General features: G+C 66.5%; 20 protein-coding genes. 12 read left to right on the top strand and 8 right to left on the bottom strand.

Features of this window, described 5'->3' with window-relative positions; genetic code table 11:
* Window positions 1-18: 18 nt before the first annotated feature.
* The 4 genes from fdhF to apbC form a co-directional block, all read right to left on the bottom strand.
* On the bottom strand, window positions 19-2904 hold the full coding sequence (gene fdhF / locus ACK4HJ_RS00550; RefSeq protein WP_409826719.1) for a formate dehydrogenase subunit alpha: 2886 nt from the start codon (window positions 2902-2904) through the stop codon (window positions 19-21).
* On the bottom strand, window positions 2901-4808 hold the full coding sequence (locus ACK4HJ_RS00555; protein ID WP_409826721.1) for an NADH-ubiquinone oxidoreductase-F iron-sulfur binding region domain-containing protein: 1908 nt from the start codon (window positions 4806-4808) through the stop codon (window positions 2901-2903). The genes fdhF and ACK4HJ_RS00555 overlap by 4 nt, the downstream gene beginning before the upstream one ends.
* 204 nt (window positions 4809-5012) lie before the next feature.
* Window positions 5013-5972 carry a LysR family transcriptional regulator gene (locus ACK4HJ_RS00560; RefSeq protein ID WP_409826723.1) on the bottom strand — a complete coding sequence of 320 codons (960 nt, stop codon included), beginning with the start codon at window positions 5970-5972 and terminating at the stop codon, window positions 5013-5015.
* A 207-nt stretch (window positions 5973-6179) separates the two neighbouring features.
* On the bottom strand, window positions 6180-7271 hold the full coding sequence (gene apbC / locus ACK4HJ_RS00565) for an iron-sulfur cluster carrier protein ApbC (protein WP_409826725.1): 1092 nt from the start codon (window positions 7269-7271) through the stop codon (window positions 6180-6182).
* Between the two features lie 132 nt (window positions 7272-7403).
* Here apbC and ACK4HJ_RS00570 point away from each other — a divergent pair, with 132 nt between their 5' ends.
* The 3 genes from ACK4HJ_RS00570 (at window position 7404) to metG (ending at window position 11598) form a co-directional block, all read left to right on the top strand.
* The gene (locus ACK4HJ_RS00570; protein ID WP_409826727.1) at window positions 7404-7985 is read left to right on the top strand and encodes a restriction endonuclease; all 582 of its coding nucleotides are present in this window, start codon (window positions 7404-7406) and stop codon (window positions 7983-7985) included.
* 119 nt (window positions 7986-8104) lie between these two features.
* Entirely contained in the window at window positions 8105-9382 is a 1278-nt protein-coding gene (locus tag ACK4HJ_RS00575; RefSeq protein WP_409826729.1) for a patatin-like phospholipase family protein, read from the top strand.
* A gap of 116 nt (window positions 9383-9498) precedes the next feature.
* Window positions 9499-11598 (top strand): methionine--tRNA ligase, encoded by a 2100-nt coding sequence (gene metG, locus ACK4HJ_RS00580; protein WP_409826731.1) that lies wholly within the window; start codon window positions 9499-9501, stop codon window positions 11596-11598.
* Between the two features lie 54 nt (window positions 11599-11652).
* Here the strand turns inward: metG and ACK4HJ_RS00585 are convergent, their stop codons facing one another.
* Both ACK4HJ_RS00585 and ACK4HJ_RS00590 read right to left on the bottom strand, forming a co-directional pair.
* Window positions 11653-11895, bottom strand: coding sequence for a hypothetical protein (locus ACK4HJ_RS00585; protein WP_409826733.1), 243 nt, complete (start codon window positions 11893-11895; stop codon window positions 11653-11655).
* A 9-nt stretch (window positions 11896-11904) separates the two neighbouring features.
* Window positions 11905-12219, bottom strand: a complete 315-nt coding sequence (locus tag ACK4HJ_RS00590) for a hypothetical protein (RefSeq protein ID WP_409826734.1) — start codon at window positions 12217-12219, stop codon at window positions 11905-11907.
* A gap of 262 nt (window positions 12220-12481) precedes the next feature.
* On the opposite strand from ACK4HJ_RS00590, the gene ACK4HJ_RS00595 reads away from it, so the two are divergent.
* The gene (locus ACK4HJ_RS00595) at window positions 12482-12871 is read left to right on the top strand and encodes a hypothetical protein (protein WP_409826736.1); all 390 of its coding nucleotides are present in this window, start codon (window positions 12482-12484) and stop codon (window positions 12869-12871) included.
* 27 nt (window positions 12872-12898) lie between these two features.
* On the opposite strand, the gene ACK4HJ_RS00600 is transcribed toward ACK4HJ_RS00595, so the two are convergent.
* A complete protein-coding gene (locus tag ACK4HJ_RS00600; RefSeq protein ID WP_409826738.1) occupies window positions 12899-13522 on the bottom strand; it encodes a YitT family protein in 624 nt (207 codons plus the stop codon).
* Between the two features lie 300 nt (window positions 13523-13822).
* Between ACK4HJ_RS00600 and ACK4HJ_RS00605 the strand changes: the two genes are divergently transcribed.
* Window positions 13823-15520, top strand: a complete 1698-nt coding sequence (locus ACK4HJ_RS00605; protein WP_409826739.1) for a SulP family inorganic anion transporter — start codon at window positions 13823-13825, stop codon at window positions 15518-15520.
* A gap of 41 nt (window positions 15521-15561) precedes the next feature.
* Here ACK4HJ_RS00605 and ACK4HJ_RS00610 read toward each other — a convergent pair whose 3' ends face one another.
* A complete protein-coding gene (locus tag ACK4HJ_RS00610; protein ID WP_409826741.1) occupies window positions 15562-16074 on the bottom strand; it encodes an outer membrane protein assembly factor BamE in 513 nt (170 codons plus the stop codon).
* 74 nt (window positions 16075-16148) lie between these two features.
* Between ACK4HJ_RS00610 and ACK4HJ_RS00615 the strand changes: the two genes are divergently transcribed.
* The 7 genes from ACK4HJ_RS00615 to bioA all read left to right on the top strand — a co-directional run bounded on the left by ACK4HJ_RS00615 (window position 16149) and on the right by bioA (window position 21747).
* Window positions 16149-16355 carry a DUF3460 family protein gene (locus tag ACK4HJ_RS00615; protein WP_409826743.1) on the top strand — a complete coding sequence of 69 codons (207 nt, stop codon included), beginning with the start codon at window positions 16149-16151 and terminating at the stop codon, window positions 16353-16355.
* Window positions 16356-16432: 77 nt separating this feature from the next.
* Entirely contained in the window at window positions 16433-17296 is an 864-nt protein-coding gene (locus ACK4HJ_RS00620) for a segregation and condensation protein A (RefSeq protein ID WP_409826745.1), read from the top strand.
* Between the two features lie 63 nt (window positions 17297-17359).
* A complete protein-coding gene (gene nadB, locus ACK4HJ_RS00625) occupies window positions 17360-18949 on the top strand; it encodes an L-aspartate oxidase (protein WP_409826747.1) in 1590 nt (529 codons plus the stop codon).
* Window positions 18946-19581: a 7-carboxy-7-deazaguanine synthase gene (queE, locus tag ACK4HJ_RS00630; RefSeq protein WP_094291292.1), complete on the top strand. Its 636-nt coding sequence runs from the start codon at window positions 18946-18948 to the stop codon at window positions 19579-19581. The genes nadB and queE overlap by 4 nt, the downstream gene beginning before the upstream one ends.
* Window positions 19582-19606: 25 nt before the next feature.
* On the top strand, window positions 19607-19981 hold the full coding sequence (locus ACK4HJ_RS00635) for a 6-carboxytetrahydropterin synthase (protein WP_409826748.1): 375 nt from the start codon (window positions 19607-19609) through the stop codon (window positions 19979-19981).
* A gap of 60 nt (window positions 19982-20041) precedes the next feature.
* Window positions 20042-20422: an aspartate 1-decarboxylase gene (panD, locus tag ACK4HJ_RS00640; RefSeq protein WP_409826750.1), complete on the top strand. Its 381-nt coding sequence runs from the start codon at window positions 20042-20044 to the stop codon at window positions 20420-20422.
* A 2-nt stretch (window positions 20423-20424) separates the two neighbouring features.
* Window positions 20425-21747, top strand: a complete 1323-nt coding sequence (gene bioA / locus ACK4HJ_RS00645) for an adenosylmethionine--8-amino-7-oxononanoate transaminase (RefSeq protein WP_409826752.1) — start codon at window positions 20425-20427, stop codon at window positions 21745-21747.
* The last annotated feature ends 1 nt before the right edge of the window (window position 21748 follow it).

A 21748-nucleotide genomic window follows, 5' to 3' on the forward strand; every position in this document is an offset into this window, starting at 1 on the left:
AAAGCCCCTTGATCGCCCTCAGATTGCAACGGCTTCCAGCCGCTCCACCGCTACGGCGCAGTACTTGAATTCCGGAATCTTGCCAAACGGGTCCAGCGCCGCGTTGGTGAGCAGATTGGCCGCCGCCTCCACGTACGCAAAGGGCATGAAGACCGTGCCGCGCGGCGTGCCGTCGTCACGGCGCACACGCACCTGCACCCTACCGCGCCGCGAGCGAATGTCCACCAGCGCACCGGGCGCCACGCCCAGCCGCGCCAGCTCGTCACCATGGAGCGACGCCGTGGCCATGGGCTCGATGGCGTCCAGCACGGTGCTGCGCCGCGTCATGCTGCCCGTGTGCCAATGCTCCAACTGGCGGCCGGTGATGAGCACCAGCGGAAAGTCGGCGTCGGGTTTTTCGGCCGCCGGGATCACGCTGGCAGGCACCAGTTGCAGGCGACCTGTGGGCGTGGGAAATTTCTCGGTGAAGACAATGGGCTGGCCGGGGTCGTCAGGCGTGAGGCAGGGGTAGGTGACGCTGGACTCGCGCTCCAGCCGGTCCCACGTGATGCCCTCGATGCTCGCGTGCATCGCCTGGCGCATCTCTTCATACACCGCCGCCACGCCAGACTCCTCTCCCTCGTAGTTCCAGCCCAGACCCATGCGCTGCGCAATCTGCTGAATGATCCACAGATCCGGCCGGGCATCGCCCGGTGGGTTCAGCGCGCGGCGGCCCATCTGCACCATGCGGTCGGTGTTGCTCGCCGTGCCGGTCTTTTCAGGCCAGGCACTGGCGGGCAGCACCACGTCGGCCAGCCAGGCGGTTTCGGTCAGGAAGATGTCCTGCACCACCAAATGCGAGAGGCTGGCCAGCGCGTGGCGCGCGTGGTTCAGGTCGGGGTCGCTCATGGCGGGGTTTTCGCCCAGGATGTACATGCCGCGCACCTTGTGCGGGTCGGAGTCAGGCGCCAAGGCCTTGTGCATGATCTCGACCACCGTGTAGCCGGGCGCCTTGTCCAGCAATGTGCCCCAGAAGTCCTCGAACCACGCGTGCGCCCCGGCGTTGTCCACGCGCTGGTAGTTGGGGAACATCATGGGGATCAGCCCCGCATCGCTCGCGCCCTGCACATTGTTCTGGCCGCGCAGGGGGTGCAGGCCGGAGCCGGGCTTGCCGATCTGGCCCGTGACGGCGCACAGCGCAACCAGGCAGCGCGCGTTGTCGGTGCCGTGCACGTGCTGGCTCACGCCCATGCCCCAGAGAATCATCGACGCCTTCGATGTGGCAAACGCGCGCGCCACTTCGCGCAGTGTCTCAGCCGGGATCCCGCACACGGGCGCCATGGCCTCGGGGCTGCAGCCCATCACGTTGGCCTTGAGGGCCTCGAAGTTGTTGGCGCGGTCGCGGATGAAGGCTTCATCCACCAAGCCTTCGTCAATCACCGTGTGGATCAGCGCATTGAGCAGGGCCACGTCGGTATCCGCCTTGAACTGCAGCGTGCGCCACGCATGCCGGCCGATGTCGGTCACGCGCGGGTCGGCCAGCACGATCTTGGCGCCGCGCTGGGCCGCGTTCTTCATCCAGGTCGCGGCCACGGGGTGGTTGGCTGTGGGGTTGGAGCCAATCACGAAGATCAGCTCGGCGTGCTCCACATCGTTTACCGGGTTGCTCACCGCGCCCGAGCCCACACCTTCGAGCAGCGCTGCCACGCTGGAGGCGTGGCACAGCCGCGTGCAGTGGTCCACGTTGTTGCTGCCAAAGCCGGTGCGCACCAGCTTCTGAAACAGGTAGGCCTCTTCGTTGCTGCCCTTGGCCGAGCCGAAGCCCGCGAGCGCCTTGGGGCCATGTGTATCGCGCAGGGTTTTGAGGGTGCCCGCTACCAGGTCGAGCGCTTCGTCCCACGTCGCCTCACGGAAGGTGCTGCGCCAGTCGGCGCCGTAGGGCTGCACTTCCTTGGGCACACCCGGCTTGCGGATCAGCGGCACCGTCAGGCGGTCCGGGTGGTGGGCGTAGTCAAAACCAAAGCGCCCCTTCACGCACAGGCGGCCGTGGTTGGCCGGGCCGTCGCGGCCCTCGACGCTGATGATCTTTTCATCGCGCACGTTGTAGGTGATGAGGCAGCCCACGCCGCAGAAGGGGCAGACCGAATCGACCTTGCGGTCCACCTTTTGCGAGCCGATATGCGTCTTGGGGCTGAGCGCGCCCGTGGGGCAGGCCTGCACGCATTCGCCGCAGGCCACGCAGGTGCTCTCGGCCATGGGGTCGTCGAGGTCGAAAACGATCTTGCTGTCGGCACCGCGCAGCGCGTAGCCGATCACGTCATTCACCTGCTCTTCGCGGCAGGCGCGCACGCAGCGGTTGCACTGGATGCAGGCGTCCAGGTTCACGGCCATTGCGGGGTGGCTCAGGTCGGGCGCGGGCTGCTCTCGGCGCAGGGCTTGGAGTGCCGGTCGCACGGTCACGCCCAAACGATCGGCCCATTCGCTCAACTCGCCGTGCTGGCCTATGACTTCTGGATTTTTTGAGTCATATCGGCCGCTAGCGCTTGATGGATAAGCGCTACCAGCTATCAATTCAGGAGTATTGGCCTTTTGATCGTTCCACCGGTATCCCACGTCAGGCATGTCCGACAGCAGCATCTCCACCACCATCTGCTGGCTCTTGCGCGCGCGCGGGCTGGTGGCCTGCACCTTCATGCCCTCGGTCGGCGCGCGGCAGCAGCTGGGGGCCAGCGTACGCTCGCCCGCGATCTCGACCACGCAGGCGCGGCAGTTGCCGTCAGGGCGCAGGCCGTCGGTGTAGCACAGGTGCGGAATCTCCACGCCATGGCGCTGCGCGGCTTTCAGGATGGTTTCGCCGGGATGGGCGATGACAGGCTGACCGTCCAGTTCAAAGGCCACGCCGGGGGTGTGGTGCGCCGCGCTCATGGTTTGCCTCCTGCGGGCAGTTGCTCGGCCAGCGGGCTGTTGCGCGGCTTGGGCAAATCGCCCGGCCACGGCCCCTCACCCACCTCGTGCGGGAAGTATTTGTGGATGCAGCGGATGGGGTTGGGCGCCGCCTGGCCCAGGCCGCAGATGGAGGCATCGCCCATGACCTGCGCGAGGTCGTCAAGCAACTCTTCGTCCCACTGCGGAGCTTCCATCAGCGTGGCCGCCTTGGCCGTGCCCACACGGCAGGGCGTGCACTGGCCGCAGCTTTCATGTTCAAAAAACCGCATCACGTTCAGCGCCGCATCGCGCGCGCGGTCGTGCTGGCTGAGCACGATGACGGCGGCGGAGCCGATAAAGCAGCCGTAGGGCTGCAGCGTGTCGAAGTCGAGTGGAATGTGGCTCAGGCTGGCGGGCAAGATGCCGCCCGAGGCGCCGCCGGGCAGGTAGGCATACAGCTGGTGGCCGTCCAGCATGCCGCCGCAGTATTCGTCGATGAGCTCCTGCACCGTGATGCCCGCAGGCGCGAGCTTGACGCCCGGGTGCTTCACGCGCCCGCTCACGCTGAAACTGCGCAGCCCCTTGCGCCCGTGGCGGCCAAAGCTGGCAAAACACTGTGGCCCGCGCTCGACGATGTCGCGCACCCAGTACAGGGTCTCGAAGTTGTGCTCCAGCGTGGGTCGGCCAAACAGGCCCACCTGCGCAATGTAGGGCGGGCGCATGCGGGGCTCGCCACGCTTGCCCTCAATGCTCTCGATCATGGCCGACTCTTCGCCGCAGATGTAGGCCCCCGCGCCGCGCCGCAGCTCGATGTGCGGCAGGTGGCAAGGCGGCTCGGCGCGCAGGTCGTCCAGGGCCTTTTGCAGCAGCGCGCGGCAGCCGTGATACTCGTCGCGCAGGTAGATGTAGACGGCCTCGGTGCCCACCACCTGGGCGGCGATGAGCACGCCTTCCAGAAAGCGGTGCGGGTCGCGCTCCAGGTAGGTGCGGTCCTTGAAGGTGCCGGGCTCGCCTTCGTCGATGTTGACAGCCATAAGGCGCGGCGCGGGCTGGTCCCGCACAATGCGCCACTTGCGTCCGGCCGGGAAGCCAGCGCCACCCAGGCCACGCAGGCCGGAGTCTTCCATGGCGGCCAGCACCGCCTCGGCGTCCATCTCGCCATTGACCAAGGCGGCAGCGGTCTGGTAGCCCCCGTGGGCGCGGTAAGTGGCCAGGTTGGTGTGCGCGGGGCTGACGCCCTCGGGCTGCGCAGGCACGCTCGCCTCCACACACCCAGAAACGTCAAAATTGATAGCATCTTGGGCTTTAGGATGTAGCGCTACCGACCGATTGGGCTTCAGTTCGACGGCTTCAAGCAACCCGTCGACTGTGGCGTGAGGCACCGGGCACTGGTGCACCACCGCCACGGGCGCCTGCTCGCACCGGCCCACGCAGGGCACGGCCAACACCTGGACATCGCCCTGCCCGGCCGCGCGCAGACGTTCGGGCAACGCGGCCAGCAGCTCGCGCGCACCCGCCAGGCTGCAACTCAGGCTGTCGCACACCCGCAGCACCAGGCGCGGTGCCTGGGCGTCTTCGCCGCGCACGATGTCGAAGTGGTGGTAGAAGCTCGCCACCTCGTACACCTCGGCCATCGGCAGGTTCATCTGCTTGGCGAGAGCCACCAGGTGCCGGTCGTGCAGCACGCCAAAGTGGTCGTTCAGGCGGTGCAGGTATTCGATGAGCAGGTCGCGCCGGAAACCGCTGGCCGGGCGGGGGCCCAGCAGTTGCGCCACCTCGGCCATGGCCGCGTCTTCGGGCTGGCGGCCCTTGAGGCGGCTTTTGCGGCGGATGCGCTCGCGCATGTCGTTGACCGACACGGCGGCGACAACGGTTGCGGGGGGGGCTTCGGGAGCAAGGTGCATGGGCCGGGGGCGTGGGGCGCGTTGTTTTGTATGAAGGCGCCTGCACAGGCCAGGCGCGCCGCCGCAGTGTCGGCCACGGCGGCGACGCGCGTCAAATTGCCGATGCACATCGGGCGATCACAAAAACAAATGAAATGAGATGCAATGAGCTGCCCGCCTGGCGCGGGGCTATGCATCCACTGTGGCCGCCCCAACAGGCAGGCTTCAAGATGGCGACAACAGCCCGCTGTGCGCGGCGGCGTGCTGCAGCCAGTCGGCGTCCTGAGCCAGCGCCAGTGCGGCATCCAGCGCGCGCGTAGGCTGCACTAGGCGGTGCGATATGAAGCCGATGGGCGTGGTGAGCACCGGGCCCGTCAGCGGCAGGGCCTCCAGCCCGTCATGGCCGCGCACGGCGTCCACCAGCGCACCGGGCAGGATGCTACACATCTCGCCAGCCACCACGCAGAGCGCCAGGGTCAGCACCGAATCCGTTTCCATCGCAGGCCGCACCGTGGCACCCGCGCTCAGGAACGCGCCGTCCACCAGGCTGCGGTTGTGCATCTCGGGCGTGAGCAGGCACAGCGGCAGCGCCGCAGCCTCCGCCCAGCCCAGCGGCGGGCCGATCTGCAGCCCGTGCGCAGGGCCCTGCTGCGTCAGGCGTGGCGCCCGACGCAGCAGAAAGTAGTGCTCCACATACTGCGGCCACGCCCGCAACGGGCTGCCGCGCGCGGGCATGCGGTCGGTGTAGCCCAGGGCCAGGTCCAGGGAAATGTTTTCAAGCCCCGCCTCCAGCGCCTGCGAGCTCATCGACAGCGCCACCGGCACGATGCCCGGGTGCCGCGCCTGCAACTGCGCTGCAAACCGCGCGAGGATGGGCATGGCGGTGGGCACGGCGCCCAGCTTCAGCGTGCCGCGCGGGTGGGCAGCGTCGCTCTGAAGGTCCTGCTGCAGCACCTGGTGTTCGTGCAGCATGCGCTGTGCCGTGGCCAGCACGCGTTCGCCTTCCGGTGTAAAGCCTTCAAAGCTGCGGCTGCGGCGCACCACGACTACGCCAAATTCTTTCTCCAGCGCGCGCAACGCGTTGGACAGCGCCGGCTGGGTGATGTGGCAGGCCTGCGCGGCCCGGCCAAAGTGCCGGTGTTCGTGCAGCGCGACCAGGTAGCGCAGGGAGGCGAGGAGGTTCATGGGGAATCCGGCACCTCTACATCACAGCGCTCAAACACCGGCCCGCGAAACTGTCCAACAGCCTGTTGGACAGTTTCCGCATATGGGCAGGCCAGGCAATTTGCACATGCTGATTTTTACGTGTTTTTGGCCTCTAGCGCTTATCCATCAAGCGCAAGCAGCTATTCATTTAATAGCATCCAAAAGGTGAGAATGAATCCGGCGTTTTTAAGTGTTCTTGCTGATCGAAATCGTCGGGAACTTGCTCGAAAAATCCTTGGCCTGCTGCGCGATCTTCACTGCCACATCGCGCGCCACCTTCTTGTAGATGGCGGCAACTTCGCCATCCGGGTCGGCTACCACGGTGGGCTTGCCGCTGTCGGCCTGCAGGCGGATGCTCATGTTCAGCGGCAGCGCGCCCAGGTAGTCCATGCCGTACTCGGCCGCCATCTTCTTGCCGCCATCGGCGCCAAAGATGTGCTCCACATGGCCGCAGTTGCTGCACACGTGGGCAGCCATGTTCTCGACGATGCCCAGGATGGGCACGCCCACCTTTTCAAACATCTTGATGCCCTTCTTGGCGTCCAGCAGGGCGATGTCTTGCGGGGTGGTGACGATCACCGCACCGGTCATGGGCACGCGCTGGCTCAGCGTGAGCTGGATGTCGCCAGTGCCGGGCGGCATGTCGATGATGAGGTAGTCCAGGTCCTTCCAGTTGGTCTGGCGCAGCAGTTGCTCCAGCGCCTGCGTGGCCATGGGGCCGCGCCAGATCATGGCTTCGTCCTGGTCCACCAGGAAGCCGATGGACATGACCTGCACGCCGTAGTTCTCCAGCGGCTCCATGGTCTTGCCGTCTTCGCTCTCGGGGCGGCGGTTGATGCCCAGCATCATGGGCTGGCTGGGGCCGTAGATGTCGGCGTCGAGCACGCCCACGCTGGCGCCCTCGGCAGCCAGGGCCAGGGCCAGGTTGGCGGCCGTGGTGCTTTTGCCCACCCCGCCCTTGCCAGACGCCACCGCGATGATGTTCTTGACCTGGGGCAGCAGCTGCACGCCGCGCTGCACGGCGTGGGCGATGACTTTGGTGGTGATGTTGACGGACACGTTCTCGACGCCCGCCACGCCCTTGGCGGCGGCCACCAGCTGGCGGCGCAGATCGGGCACCAGGCTCTTGGCGGGGTAGCCCAGTTCCACGTCAAAGGCCACATCGCCGCCGGTGATCTGCACATTGCGCAGCGCGCGCGTGGTGACGAAATCCTTGCCCGTGTGCGGGTCCAGCACGCTGGAGAGAGCGGCCAAAAGGCCCTGTTCGGTGACTGCCATTCAATTAACTCCTGTGGGGCCGGTAGTCTATCCAAGCGCCCTGCCCTCTGGCGGTGAAGGACAATGCGGGCGCTTTGCCCCGGCAAACCCTCGCCGCCGCAACGCGTGAATCAAAGAAAGAAAAGGACCCCCGTGAAATTCAAGATGGCCGAGAAATCCCTGTTCGCCGTGCTGCTGCGTTCGCCCTGGTGGATCAGCTTTGTGGTGGTGGGCCTCATCGTTCTGGCGTCGGGCGCGCTGCTGCCCAAGGAATATTTTGTGGTTGGCGCGCTGGCGGGGTTTCCGATCTTTGTGGTGGGCTGCATCGCCGCCTGGCGCCAGCTGCGCGCCCCCAGTCCCGCCAAGGTGGCCGAGATGATTGGCGCCGTCAACAGCATGCCCTGGCGCAGCTTTGCCGACACCCTGGCCGCCGCCTGGGAGCGCGACGGCTGCACGGTGGAGCGCCTCGCCGGCAACGGCGCCGCCGACATGGCACTGACCCGAGGCGGCAAGACCACCCTGGTGAGCGCCCGCCGCTGGAAAGCCGCCACCCATGGCGTGGAGCCGCTGCGCGAACTGCGCGCCGCCATGCAGGCACGCGATGCGTCCGCCGGCGTCTATGTGGTCACGCAGGGCCAGCTCAGCGACAACGCACGCATCTTTGCGCGCGACCATGGCATTGCCGTGCTGCAGGACGAGGGCGTGGCGCGCCTGCTGCTGGACAAGCGGGGCTAAAAAAAGAGCCGCTCCCGGCGCCCGGGACGCCACCCCGGGTTTTCCCATCTGGCGCAACCTCGGCCGCTGCCCACACTCACAGCCATCCCTGCCCCACCCGCACGCCCGGGTTGCCTTCCATGCCTTTTGCCGACCCCACCGCGCCCTTTGCCGCTGCTGCCCCACCCGCAACGCCCGGCACGCCGGCCACCGGCCTGCTGCTGACGGGCGGCGGGGCCCGCGCGGCCTACCAGGTGGGGGTGCTGGAGGCCATTGCCGACCTTCGCAACGCCTGCGGCGCGGGCGATGGGCCCAACCCTTTTCCCATCATCACCGGCACATCGGCCGGCGCCATCAACGCGGCCGCACTGGCCTGCGGGGCCGACAACTTTGACCGCGCAGTGCGCCGCATCGCCCGGGTGTGGCGCCAGTTCCACGCCGGCCAGGTGTACGGCGCCGATTCGCTGAGCGTGATGCGCAGCGGTGCCCGCTGGCTCACGCTGCTGTCCGTGGGCTGGGCCCTGGCGCGCTGGCGGCGCATGCGGCCCCGGTCGCTGCTGGACAACGCACCGCTGGAAAAGCTGCTGGTCAAGATGGTGCCCCTGGTGCGCCTGCCCCGGCTGATCCGCAAGGGCCACCTCACCGCGCTGGCCGTCACGGCGTCCAGCTACAGCTCGGGCGAGCACGTCACGTTTTTTGAGGCTGCCTCGCCCGTCAAGCCGTGGGTGCGCTCGCAGCGCAAGGCCGCCAGCGACCGCATCACGCACGAACACCTGCTCGCGTCCTCGGCCATCCCGTTCATCTTCCCGGCCAAAGGCATCGAAGTGGACGGGCATACCGAATACTTTGGCGACGGCTCCATGCGCCAGTCCGCGCCCATCGCTCCGGCCATCCACCTGGGGGCCGAGCGCATTCTGGTCATCGGCGCCGGGCGCATGCACGAGCCCAAGGGCGACGCCGCCGCCAACCCCACGCCCACCTACCCCACGCTGGCGCAGATTGCGGGGCATGCGCTGTCCAACATCTTTCTGGACGCCCTGGCCGTGGATGTGGAGCGGGTGCAGCGCATCAACCAGACGCTGTCGCTGATCCCCGAGGAAAAGCGCCTGCACAGCGCCCTGCGCCCCATCGAGCTGCTGGTCATCGCCCCCTCGCAGCGGCTGGACGCGGTGGCCGCCAAACACGTGGGCGACCTGCCCCGCCCCGTGCGCACCATGCTGGGCGCCCTGGGCGTCACCTCCAACATGGCCGACGTGCGCGGCGCCGCGCTGGCCAGCTACCTGCTGTTTGAACAAAGCTACACGCAAGAGCTCATCGCCCTGGGCCGCGCCGACACCCTGGCCCTGCGTAGCGAGGTGTGCCGGTTTTTTGGCTGGACGGACACGGGCGCCGAAGTGCAGATGCGGCACCACAGCTGACGGTGCCGCTTCAGCTTGCGTGCGGGCGCGCATGCTGCGGGCGGGCAGGCAACGACAGAAGGCATGCCAGCCAACCGCCTAAAATCGCGGGTTCCGCCTGAGAAAGCCGCATTCCCATGACGACACCCGCCCGCAAACTCTTCGTGACCACCGCCCTGCCGTACGCCAACGGCAACTTCCACATCGGCCACATCATGGAATACATCCAGGCCGACATCTGGGTGCGGTTCCAGCGCATGCAGGGCAACGCGGTCAACTTTGTGGGCGCCGACGACACCCACGGCGCGCCCATCATGATCGCCGCCGAAAAGGCAGGCAAGACACCCCAGCAGTTCGTGGCCGACATCGCTGCGGGCCGCAAGCAGTACCTGGACGGCTTTCACATCAGCTTTGACAACTGGCACAGCACCGACGCGCCCGAAAACCACGAGTTGGCCCGCCAGATCTACCGCGACCTGCGCGACCGCGCCGACGGCAGCCTGATCGAGGTGCGCACCATCGAGCAGTTCTTCGACCCTGAGAAGAACATGTTCCTGCCCGACCGCTACATCAAGGGCGAATGCCCCAAGTGCCACGCCAAGGACCAGTACGGCGACAACTGCGAGGTGTGCGGCACCGTGTACGCGCCCACGGACCTGATCAACCCCTATTCCACACTGAGCGGCGCCAAGCCCGAGCTCAAGCACTCCGAACACTTCTTCTTCAAGCTGTCGGACCCACGCTGCGTGGAGTTTCTGCAGAACTGGACGCAGGACGGCAAGTTGCAGCCCGAGGTGGCCAACAAGATCAAGGAGTGGTTCACCGTCCGCACCAACCCCGACGGCACGCAAAGCGAAGGCCTGGGCGACTGGGACATCAGCCGCGACGCGCCCTATTTCGGTATCGAGATTCCCGACGCGCCGGGCAAATACTTCTACGTGTGGCTGGACGCCCCCGTGGGCTACCTCGCATCGCTCAAGAACCTGCTGGCAAAGCGCGGCGAAAGCTACGACGCCTACATGGCCGACCCGCTTCTCGAGCAGTACCACTTCATCGGCAAGGACATCGTCACCTTCCACACCCTCTTCTGGCCCGCCATGCTGCACTTCAGTGGCCGCAAGACGCCCAACAACGTGTTCGTGCACGGCTTTTTGACCGTGAACAACGGCGAGAAGATGAGCAAGAGCCGCGGCACCGGCCTGGACCCGCTCAAGTACCTGAGCCTGAACATGAACGCCGAATGGCTGCGCTACTACCTGGCCGCCAAGCTCAGCGCCCGCAACGAAGACATCGACTTCAACGCCGAAGACTTCATGCTGCGCGTGAACAGCGACTTGATCGGCAAGTACGTGAACATTGCAAGCCGCGCGGCGGGCTTTCTGACCAAGCGCTTTGACGGCAAGCTGACCGACCAATTTGGCATCACGGGCGCGGCCCTGCTGGCCGAGGTGCGCGGCGCCAGCGACGCCATCGCGCAGCTGTACGAAACGCGGGAATACAGCAAGGCCACGCGCGAGATCATGCTGCTGGCCGACAAGGTCAACGCCTACGTGGACCAGAACAAGCCTTGGGACCTGGCCAAGGACGCTGCCAACAACGAGGCCCTGCACCAGGTGTGCTCCGTGCTCGTCAACGCCTTTGCCACACTCACCCGCTACCTGGCCCCCGTGCTGCCAGGCCTGGCCCAGGCCGTGCAAGCGTTTGTGGGCGTGAACATGCAGCAGTGGAACGTGGCAGGCGACGTGCAGGCCATCCAGCCCTACCAGCACCTGATGCAGCGCGTGACGCCCGAGCAGCTGGAAGCACTGTTTGAGCCCCCAGCGCAAGCAGAAAAAGCGCCAGCAGCTACTGAAACCGTAGCAGCCAACTCCCATCCTGGTGGCGAAGAACTCGCCCCCACCATCACCATCGACGACTTCACCAAGATCGACCTGCGCATTGCGCTGATCGTGAACTGCGAGCCGGTCGAGGGCTCCACCAAACTGCTGCGCCTGACGCTGGACGTGGGCGAAGGCCGCACGCGCAATGTGTTCAGTGGCATTGCCAGCGCCTACCAGCCGGCCGACCTGATCGGCAAGCACACCGTGATGGTGGCCAACCTGGCCCCACGCAAGATGAAGTTTGGCGTGAGCGAAGGCATGGTGCTGGCCGCCAGCCATGGGGATGAGAAGGCCAACCCTGGGATCTACGTGCTCAACCCCTGGCCGGGCGCCACGCCGGGCATGCGGGTGCGCTGACAAGGCTCAGAGGGGGGCCAGGTGGCGGGTGGCGGGTGACGGGGGAAATGCTCTTCACCCGCCCACAAAGCGTACGGGCTTTCCACTCAGGGGCACACGCACCCACCGGACCAAAAAGACGCCCATCGCTGTGCACATCAGAGCTGGCTTGGAGGCGTCGTCCTCGGGCTGGCGATGAACGAACTGCACTTCGATGTGGCTGGCTCGTTCCACGATGTTTCTGAAGTACAGGCCGTGGCAGCCGCTGTAGCCGTGTCCGCGTGAAACCCCAATCACCATGTAGCGGCTGAAGTCCACCACCGGCCTTCAATTGCGGGGAACGCCTTCGTCGCGCGGGTCCATCGCCCGCCCCTCGTTCCACACGCGCTCCCACTCGTCCTCGTTGCGAGCCACATACTCTGCCAACGGCCACATCCGTGCAACGCCATGCTCCGGTTGCAGGTACATCAACTCCACAGGCCGCTCTTCGGCTTCCACAACAGCTCCCGGAAACGAGCCACAGGCGGCGAGTGCGCCGATAACGCCGAGAACGCCGAACGCGGCAAATCGTTTCAAATTTGTGCCTCGGATCGCAGTCCCCATGGTCACCCCCTTGTCGATCGGCCCGCGATGCGACGCCATGGGCACGATTGAACAGATGAAAACTGTTCTTTACCAGCTTGATTTGCGCACCCCTCCGACAAGACCTGACCGACCCCGCCGCGGGTTCAATTCCGACACACGCACCGCGCCATCCGTCGCTCAATAGATTGCATGGGGGCCCCGCGCCGGGTTGCTGCCACCAGGACGATGTCAGCCCACGCCTAGCGGAGCCTGTTGCAGAAGCAGCAAGCGTTGCTCGCTGTGCCTGCAGATTGACCACCTGTTCTGCGAGGTATCACCTATGCCCAAATCTACTGTTTTGTCCGAAGCCCACATCCTGGATTCCATCGCGGGCGAGGAAGACCCCGGCGCGTCGCTGGATGTGGTGCGCAATCTCATCGTCATGGAGCCGCCGCAGCGCGCCCGGCCACATCCCCAGCCTGGGCCCACCCCGCAGATTCACATGGACTGCGCCGAAGGGACGGAGGTCATTCAGGTGGATGTGGGGTGGAACCGCCGCCGCGCGCGGAGGCATTCGGCAGCCGAGCTGCTGGGGCTGGTGGTGGCGCACCACGGTGCGATTGCCAATGCGGCGTGGTCGTTCTTCAACACCACAGGGCAGCGGCGGGTCGCGCTGGAGGTGGATGAGAACGCCGAGGGAGTGCTGCGGGTGAACCTGGCAGGGGTCTAGGTCGGGCTTGCGCGCCGAGTCCAGCCCTCAATGGCCCACGTACCGCCCTGGCCGGTGGCTGATCCACAAAAACCCGCTCATCACCAGCACGGCCAGCACCGAGTACGCCACGCGCTCAGGTGGCACCACAAACAGGGCCAGCAGCACCACGGTGCCGTCGATGATCATCTGCACCTTGCCGGCGCGCATGCCGTAGCGGCCCTGCAGGTACAGCGACACCACGGTGGCACCGCCCAGGCTGGAACGGTGGCGCGCCAGAAAAAGGCAGCCCGTGCCCAGCAGCAGCCCGCCCAGCAGCGACGCGAACAGGGGGTTCAGGTAGTCCACGTGCATGACGTGCGGAAAAATTTCTGTCAGCAGCGACAGCAGGCCCACACACACAAATGTCTTGATCGTGAACTCATGGCCCATGCGGGTCCAGGCGAACCAGTAGAACGGCAGGTTGACCACAAAGAACAGCTTGCCGAATGAGATGTCCGTGACGTAATGCAGCAAGAACGCCACGCCCGCCGTGCCCCCCACCAGCAGCCCCGCCTGGTTGAACAGCATGAGCGCCATGGCCACAAACAGCGTGCCCGCAAACAGGGCCTGGGCATCTTCAAACAGGCCGTGGCGCAGCGAGGGCGGGAGGGAGGTTTCGGGCGTGGACATGGTGATGGGGGTCTGTGTACGAACCAACGGGGTACGCAGCCGAGTTAGCAAACAGCGCGCCAGTGCTGCATCGTAGCCGTGTGGCAAGCGCCTGCGCGCGCCGCAATGCCTCAAGGTGTTTTAGGCACCTAGCGCTTATTCGGCAAGCGCTTGAAGCTATCAATTAGTGAGTAAATACCCCACAACGCTGACACCACGCTGAAACCGGGCCCGGGGCGGCTGCACTGTTGCAGCACTGTCGCGCCCTGGGGGTTGCAATCGGTTGCACTTCAAGAAGCGCTCACTACACTGGTGAGCGCCATGTCGTTTTCGCCCGCCTTCCGCCCACGCCTGATCGACGCCTTGCGCGGCTACACCCAAAGCCGGTGGCTGGCCGATGTGGGCGCGGGGGTAACGGTGGGCATCGTGGCGCTGCCGCTGGCCATGGCGTTTGCCATTGCCAGCGGCCTCAAGCCCGAGGCGGGCCTGTGGACGGCGATCATCGCGGGCTTTCTGATATCGGCCCTGGGCGGCACGAATGCGCAGATTGGCGGGCCCGCGGGCGCATTCATCGTCATCGTTTACGGCATTGTGGAGCGCTACGGCGTGGCCAACCTGCTGATCTCGACTGCCTGCGCAGGCGTGATTTTGGTGCTGCTGGGGCTGTTCCGCCTGGGCACGCTGGTGCGGTTTGTGCCCGTGAGCATCGTGATCGGCTTCACCAACGGCATTGCGGTGCTTATTGCGCTGTCGCAGGTGAAGGACTGGCTGGGCCTGTCCATCGACCGCATGCCAGGCAATTTTTTCTCGCAGGTGAGCACGCTGGCCCGGCACATCGACACGTTCAACCCCTACGCGTTCGGGCTGGGGCTCGCCTGCGTGGCGCTGCTGTTCATCTGGCCGCGGCTGTTCCTCAAGGGGTCGCCGGTGATCCGGTTGCTGGAGGGCCACAAGGTGCGCCAGTTTGCGCGCGTACCCGCGCCCGTGGTGGCGCTGGTGCTGCTGAGCCTGCTGGCCTGGGGGCTGGGGTTTCCGGTAGAGACCATCGGCTCGCGTTTTGGCGGCATTCCGCAGGGGCTGCCCACGTTTGAGCTGCCCGCGTTTTCGTGGGACACGGTGCGCCTGCTGGTCACACCCACGCTCACCATTGCGCTGCTGGGCGCCATCGAGTCGCTGCTGTGCGCACGCGTGGCGGACCAGCTGGCCACCGATCCGCACCACGTCAAGCACGATCCCAACCAGGAGCTGATGGCCCAGGGTGTGGCCAACGTGGTGGTGCCTTTTTTTGGCGGCATGCCAGCCACGGGCACCATTGCCCGCACGGTGACCAACATCCGCTCGGGCGCGACCTCGCCGGTGGCGGGCATGGTGCACGCGGCCACGCTGGCGCTGATCGTGCTGGTGGGAGCGCCCCTGGCGCTGCACATTCCGCTGGCGGTGCTGGCGGGCATCCTGCTGTTTGTGGCGTGGAACATGGGCGAGTGGCACGAGTTCGTGCGGCTCAAGCATTTCAGCAACCATTACCGGCTGCTGATGTTGAGCACCTTCTTTTTGACCGTGGTGTTTGACCTCACGGTGGCGGTGGAGGTGGGCCTGCTCATGGCCTGCGCGTTGTTTGTACGGCGCATGAGCGGGCTGTTTCGCGCCGTGCCGCAGCCTGCGGACACCGCCGCGCCGTCAGCCTCATTGCAGGATGCAGTGACCACAACCGACACCCGCCCCGTGGCCCGCTGGCGCCTGCACGGCGCGCTGTTTTTTGGTGCCGCGGCCAAGATCGACCCTATCGTGCAAGCCGTGGAATCCGGTCCCCCCGGCATGGATGTGGTGCTGGACGCCTGCGAGCTGGTGGCGCTGGACACCACCGGGCTTGATGCGCTGGAGCAGGTGCTGAAAGCCGTGGCGGCGCGCGGCGGGCGCATGTCGGTGGTCAACCTGCATGAGCAGCCCCGGTCACTGATCGAGCGGTCCGGCTTCGCCGACCGGCTGGCCGCGCAAGGCGGCGCCAGCGTGGACGTGTAGCGGCGCCCGGCCTGGCAGGCCGTCACCTGCCGATCGTTCGGTTACTTGCCGCCCTTGTACTCGGGCGCGTCGAGGTCGGGCCCTGTCTGTGTGCGCAGCACGCGCTGGTCGGGACCGTACACCACGGTGAACACCTGCGCCTGGTTGGGTGGCTGCAGGTAGCGCCAGTCGGCGTGGGTCTCGTTCTTCAGTTCGTACGGCGTGACCTTGGCGGGCTTGCCCAGCATGCGGCGCACGGCGTCCATGCCCGTGCCGGGCACCACGCGCGCAAAATTCTCGGGCGTGAGCACCTGTTGCAGCGCGGTCATGCGGCCGTCCGCGCCGATGGTGATCATGTAGTTGACCTGGCCCGCGGGCTGGCGGTTGTATTCGAAGGTTCGGGCGCCGCCGGGCTCGTCCCACACGTTTTCGGGTGTGCCAAAGCGGTCGCGCACATCGGCCTCGGTGGAGACGCCGGGCTGCAGCTCGCTGATGCGCTGGGGGTCGCAGCCGGTGGCGGCCAGCAGGCAGAAGGCGGCAGCCGCCAGGGTGGCTGCGCGATATATCAAGGACATGGGGGCTCCCGGTAAAATCTTGGCCGCGTGGCAGCGGCTGGCCGCCTCCACGCTCTCAACCAAGGTTAACAGTCATGTCCATTTTCCGCCGCCCCGACTACCAGTCCGACGCCACCCAGTTCATCAACCAGCTCAAGGCCGCCCGCCCTGAGTTGGACCAGCAGCAGCAGGCCGGCCGCGCGCTGCTGTGGGACAAACAGGTGGACCGCAAGATCTGGGTGGAGTACCGCGACGCCCAGGTGCCCCAGAAGCCCTACGTCTACCAGACCAACGCGGACTGATCGAGAAAAATACGCATCAAAATGGCCTCCAGCGCTTATTCAGCAAGCGCTGGCAGCTATAAAAACCATAGTTATCCATGACCTCCCCCCGCGACGCCGAGGCCCAAGACGCCCCCGGCACGCCTGCGCTGGGTGCGGAGGGCATGCCCGACGTGGTGGACCAGGTGGCGCTGGCGCGGTTGTATGGCGAGCCGCTGTTTGCCATGCCCACCGACCTGTACATCCCGCCGGACGCGCTGGAGGTGTTCCTTGAAGCCTTTGAAGGCCCGCTGGATCTGCTGCTGTACCTGATCCGCAAGCAGAACTTCAACATCCTTGACATCCCGATGGTGAGCGTCACGCGCCAGTACCTGGCGTATGTGGACGAGATCCGCAGCCGCAACCTGGAGCTGGCGGCCGAGTACCTGCTGATGGCAGCGATGCTCATCGAGATCAAGTCGCGCATGCTGCTGCCGCCCAAAAAGCAGGAGGGCGGCGAGGAGCCTGAAGACCCGCGCGCCGCCCTGGTGCGCCGGCTGCTGGAGTACGAGCAGATGAAGATGGCCGCCATGCGCCTGTCCAACCTGCCCCAGTACGGCCGCGACTTTCTGAAGGCCCAGGTCTACATCGAACAAAGCCTGCAGCCGCGCTTCCCCGACGTGCATGTGGTGGAGCTGCAGGAGGCATGGCGCGACATTCTGAAGCGCGCCAAGCTCGTGCAGCACCACAAGATCACACGCGAAGAGCTGAGCGTGCGCGAATACATGAGCATGGTGCTCAAGACGCTGCAGGGCCGCCGCTTTGTGGAGTTTGAAGAACTCTTCGAGCCCGAAAAAGGCAGCACCGTGCTGGTGGTGACCTTCATCGCCCTGCTGGAGCTGGCCAAAGAGACGCTGATCGAGATCACACAGGCCGAGGCGTTTGCGCCCATCTACGTGCGCCTGGCGTACACGCCCGCCTAGGGCCGCCTTCTACTTTTCACCGCCCTGGCCGGTGGCCCTGGCGTTACCCCATACCCGCAAGCCATGGCATCCCACGACTTCGACGTTCTCATCGTAGGCAGCGGCCTCGCCGGCCTCTCGGCCGCGCTGCACCTGGCGCCCACGCACCGCGTGGCCGTCATCACCAAGCGCGCGCTGCAGGATGGCTCCAGCGGCTGGGCCCAGGGCGGCATTGCCGCCGTGCTGGCCGACGACGACAGCTTTGCCGCACACATCGAAGACACGCTGGTGGCCGGTGCGGGCCTGTGCGACCTGGCCACCACCCGCTTTGTGGTGGAGAACGCGCCCGCATCGATTGCCTGGCTGCGCGAGCTGGGTGTGCCCTTCACACTCGAAGGCGACCAGCTGCACCTGACGCGCGAAGGCGGTCACAGCGCGCGCCGCATCGCCCATGTGACCGATGCCACCGGCGCAGCCGTGCAGCGCACGCTGATCGACGTGGTGCGCAGCACCCCCGGCATCACGCTGTTCGAGCAGCACACGCTGGTGGACCTGATCACCACGCGCAAGCTGGGCCTGCCCGGCCAGCGCTGCCTGGGTCTGTACGCGCTGGACAGCGACACCGACGAGGTGGTGACATTCCGCGCGCCACAAACCATCCTGGCCACGGGCGGCGCGGGCAAGGTGTACCTGTACACCACCAACCCCGACACCGCCACCGGCGACGGCATTGCCGCCGCTTGGCGCGCGGGCTGCCGCGTGGCGAACATGGAGTTCATCCAGTTCCACCCCACGGGGCTGTACCACCCGCACGAAAAGTCCTTCCTCATCAGCGAAGCCGTGCGCGGCGAGGGTGGGCAACTCAAGCTGCCCCCCTCTGCCGGCGGCGCGCGCTTCATGCTGGACCACGACCCGCGCGCCGAGCTGGCCCCGCGCGACGTGGTGGCCCGCGCCATCGACTTCGAGATGAAAAAACACGGCCTCGATTGCGTGCACCTCGACATCTCGCACCAGAGCCCCGCGTTTTTGCAAGAGCACTTCCCCAACATCCTGGCGCACTGCGCATCGCTGGGCATCGACATCACCAAGGAACCCATCCCCGTGGTGCCCACCGCCCACTTCACCTGCGGCGGCGTGCTGACCGACCTGGCCGGCCGCACCGACCTGCCCGGCCTGTACGCCGTGGGCGAGGTGGCCTGCACCGGCCTGCACGGCGCCAACCGGCTGGCCAGCAACTCGCTGCTCGAATGCATGGTGTTCGCCCGCGCCGCTGCGCAGGCCATCGCTGCAGCCCCGACCACAGAACTGCCCACCGTGCCCGCGTGGGACGACAGCCGAGTGACCGATGCCGATGAGTCCGTCGTCATCTCGCACAACTGGGACGAGCTGCGCCGCTTCATGTGGGACTACGTGGGCATCGTGCGCACCAACAAGCGCCTGGAGCGCGCCGCGCACCGCATTGCGATGCTGCAGGGCGAGATCCAGGAGTTCTACGCCCACTTCCACGTCACGCGCGACCTGCTGGAACTGCGCAACCTGGTGCAGGTGGCCGACCTCATCGTGAAAAGCGCCCAGCTGCGCCGCGAAAGCCGAGGCCTGCATTTCAGCCGCGACTACCCCGAGGTGGCAGCGCCTGCCGCCCCCACCATCCTTGTTCCGCCGGTGCCCCGATGACCTACAGCGTCAAAGAAATTTTCTACACCCTGCAAGGCGAAGGCGGCCAGGCGGGCACACCCGCGGTGTTCTGTCGCTTTGCGGGCTGCAACCTCTGGACTGGCCGCGAGCAGGACCGCGCGCAGGCCATCTGCCAGTTCTGCGACACCGACTTTGTGGGCACGGACGGCACGCTGGGCGGCAAGTTCGAGACGGCCACGGCACTGGCGGAATTGATCGCCGCCCAATGGCCTGCGGGCGCGGGCCACCGGCTGGTGGTGCTGACCGGTGGCGAGCCTCTGCTGCAGGTGGACCGTGAACTCATCGACGCCCTGCACGCGCAGCAATTCCGCATCGCGGTCGAAAGCAACGGCACCGTGGCCGCGCCCGAAGGCATCGACTGGCTGTGCATCAGCCCCAAGGCGGGCGCGCCCTGGGTGCAGCGCAGCGGGCAAGAGCTGAAACTCGTCTGGCCCCAGCCCGGTTTTGACCTGTTGGCGCTGGAGCAGGACACGCAGTTCACCCACCGATTCCTGCAGCCCATGGACGGCCTGCTGCAGCGCCAGAACACTGCCGCCTGCATTGATGCCTGCCTGGCCCACCCCGCATGGCGCCTGAGCCTGCAAACCCACAAGCTCACCGGCATCCGGTAAGCGGCTTTCTTTTTTTGGTTCCCGTATGTTGTTCACCATCTCCCAGCGCTTCTTCTTCGACGCCGCCCACACCCTGCGCCGCGAAATCGAGGCCGAAGGCAGCCGCCGCGTGCACGGCCACACCTACCACGCCGAAGTCTTTCTGAGCGGCCCGCGCGATCCGGCCACCGGCATGGTGCTGGACCTGGGCCTGCTGCGCCGGGGCCTGGACGTGGTGCGCGAGCAGCTGGACCACCACATGCTGGACGACGTGCCCGGCCTGGGCACCCCCACGCTGGAGAACCTGTGCGTTTTCATCGCCCAGGCCCTGCCCGCCGACCTGCGCCCCAGCGTGAGCCGCGTGCGCGTGTGGCGCGAAGCGCTGGGCGACAGTTGCGTGCTGGACTTTCCGCAGCCCTGATCGATCACGGCCCTGCCGCCGGCAGGCCCCCCATTCACAGACTTCATTGAAGGAAGCCCGATGTTCCGCACCCTGCTCAAATCCAAGATCCACCGCGTGGCCGTGACCCAGTGCGAGCTGCACTACGAAGGCTCCTGCGCCATCGACGAAGACCTGCTCGACGCGGCCAACATCGCAGAGAACGAGCAGATTCACATCTGGAACATCAACAACGGCGAGCGTTTTGTCACCTACGCCATCAAGGGCCAGCGCGGCAGCGGCATGATCTCGGTGAATGGCTCGGCCGCACGCCGCGCTTCCGCAGGCGACCTCATCATCATTGCGGCCTTTGCGCAGGCGCATGAAGACCAGGTCGGCACGCACCGGCCGCAGCTGGTGTTTGTGGACGAGCACAACCGCCAGACCGGGCTGCGCCACGCCGTTCCCACGCAGGCCGTCTAAACATGCAACAGCCGACACACGACGCTCTGGTGGCCCGCAGCCTGGCCAGCGTCTGGCACCCCTGCACGCAGATGAAGCGCCACGAGGAGCAGCCGCCCGTGGCCATAGCGCGTGCCCAGGGCCCGTGGCTCCATGGCACCGACGGCCGGCGTTATCTGGACGGCATCAGCTCCTGGTGGGTCAACCTGTTCGGCCACAGTCACCCACACATCCAGGCCGCGCTGGTGGACCAGCTGGGCCAGCTGGACCATGTGATGCTGGCGGGCTTCACCCATGCGCCTGTGGTGGAGCTGTCCGAGCGCCTGGCCGCACTCACGGGCTTGGGCCATGCGTTCTATGGCAGCGACGGCGCAGCCGCCACCGAGATCGCGCTCAAGATGAGCGCGCACTACTGGCGCAACACAGGCCGCCCCGCCAAAAGCCGCTTTGTAGGCCTGGCCGGTGGCTACCACGGCGAAACCGTGGGCGCGCTGGCGGTGACCGACATTGCCATCTTCCGCGAGGCCTATGCCCCGCTGGTGCGCCTGGCCGACACCGTTCCCAGCCCCGATGCACGCGGTGCAGCCCCGGGCGAGACCACCCAGGATGTAGCCCGGCGCGCTGCTGCGGCGCTGGAGGCATGGCTGCAGGAGCACCACAGCACCACCGCCGCCTTCATCGTCGAGCCCCTGGTGCAATGCGCCGCAGGCATGGCCATGCACGACCCCGAATACCTGCGCCTGGCACGCACGCTGTGCGACCGCTACGAAGTGCACTTGGTGGTGGACGAGATCGCCGTGGGCTTTGGCCGCACGGGCACGATGTTCGCGCACCAACAGGCGGGCATCCGACCGGATTTCATATGCCTGTCCAAGGGACTGACTGGCGGCACGCTGCCGCTCTCGGCCGTGCTGACCACGGATGTGGTATACGCCGCGTTCTACGACGACGATGTGGCGCGCGGCTTTCTGCATTCACACTCGTACACCGGCAACCCCCTGGCCTGCCGCGCAGCGCTGGCCACGCTGGAGCTGTTTGAACAGCTGGATGCGCTGAATGCCAACAAGGCACTGGCGCAACGCATCGATGCGGCGTGCGCACCCTTGGCACAGCATCCACGTGTGCGCCATGCGCGCCGCCTCGGAATGATCTGGGCCTGGGATGTGGACACCACGCTGCCCGACTTTTCCCGCCGCTACCACCAGCACGCCATGGCGCGGGGGCTGGTGCTGCGGCCGATCGGGAAAACGCTGTATGCCATGCCGCCCTATGTGCTCGACGACGAGGCCGTGCAATGCCTGGCCAGCGGCGCGCTCGATGCGCTGAACGCCACCCTGCAAGAGTAGA

The sequence above is a fragment of the Acidovorax sp. genome, assembly GCF_046294525.1.
Classification (GTDB): Bacteria; Pseudomonadota; Gammaproteobacteria; order Burkholderiales; family Burkholderiaceae_C; genus Acidovorax.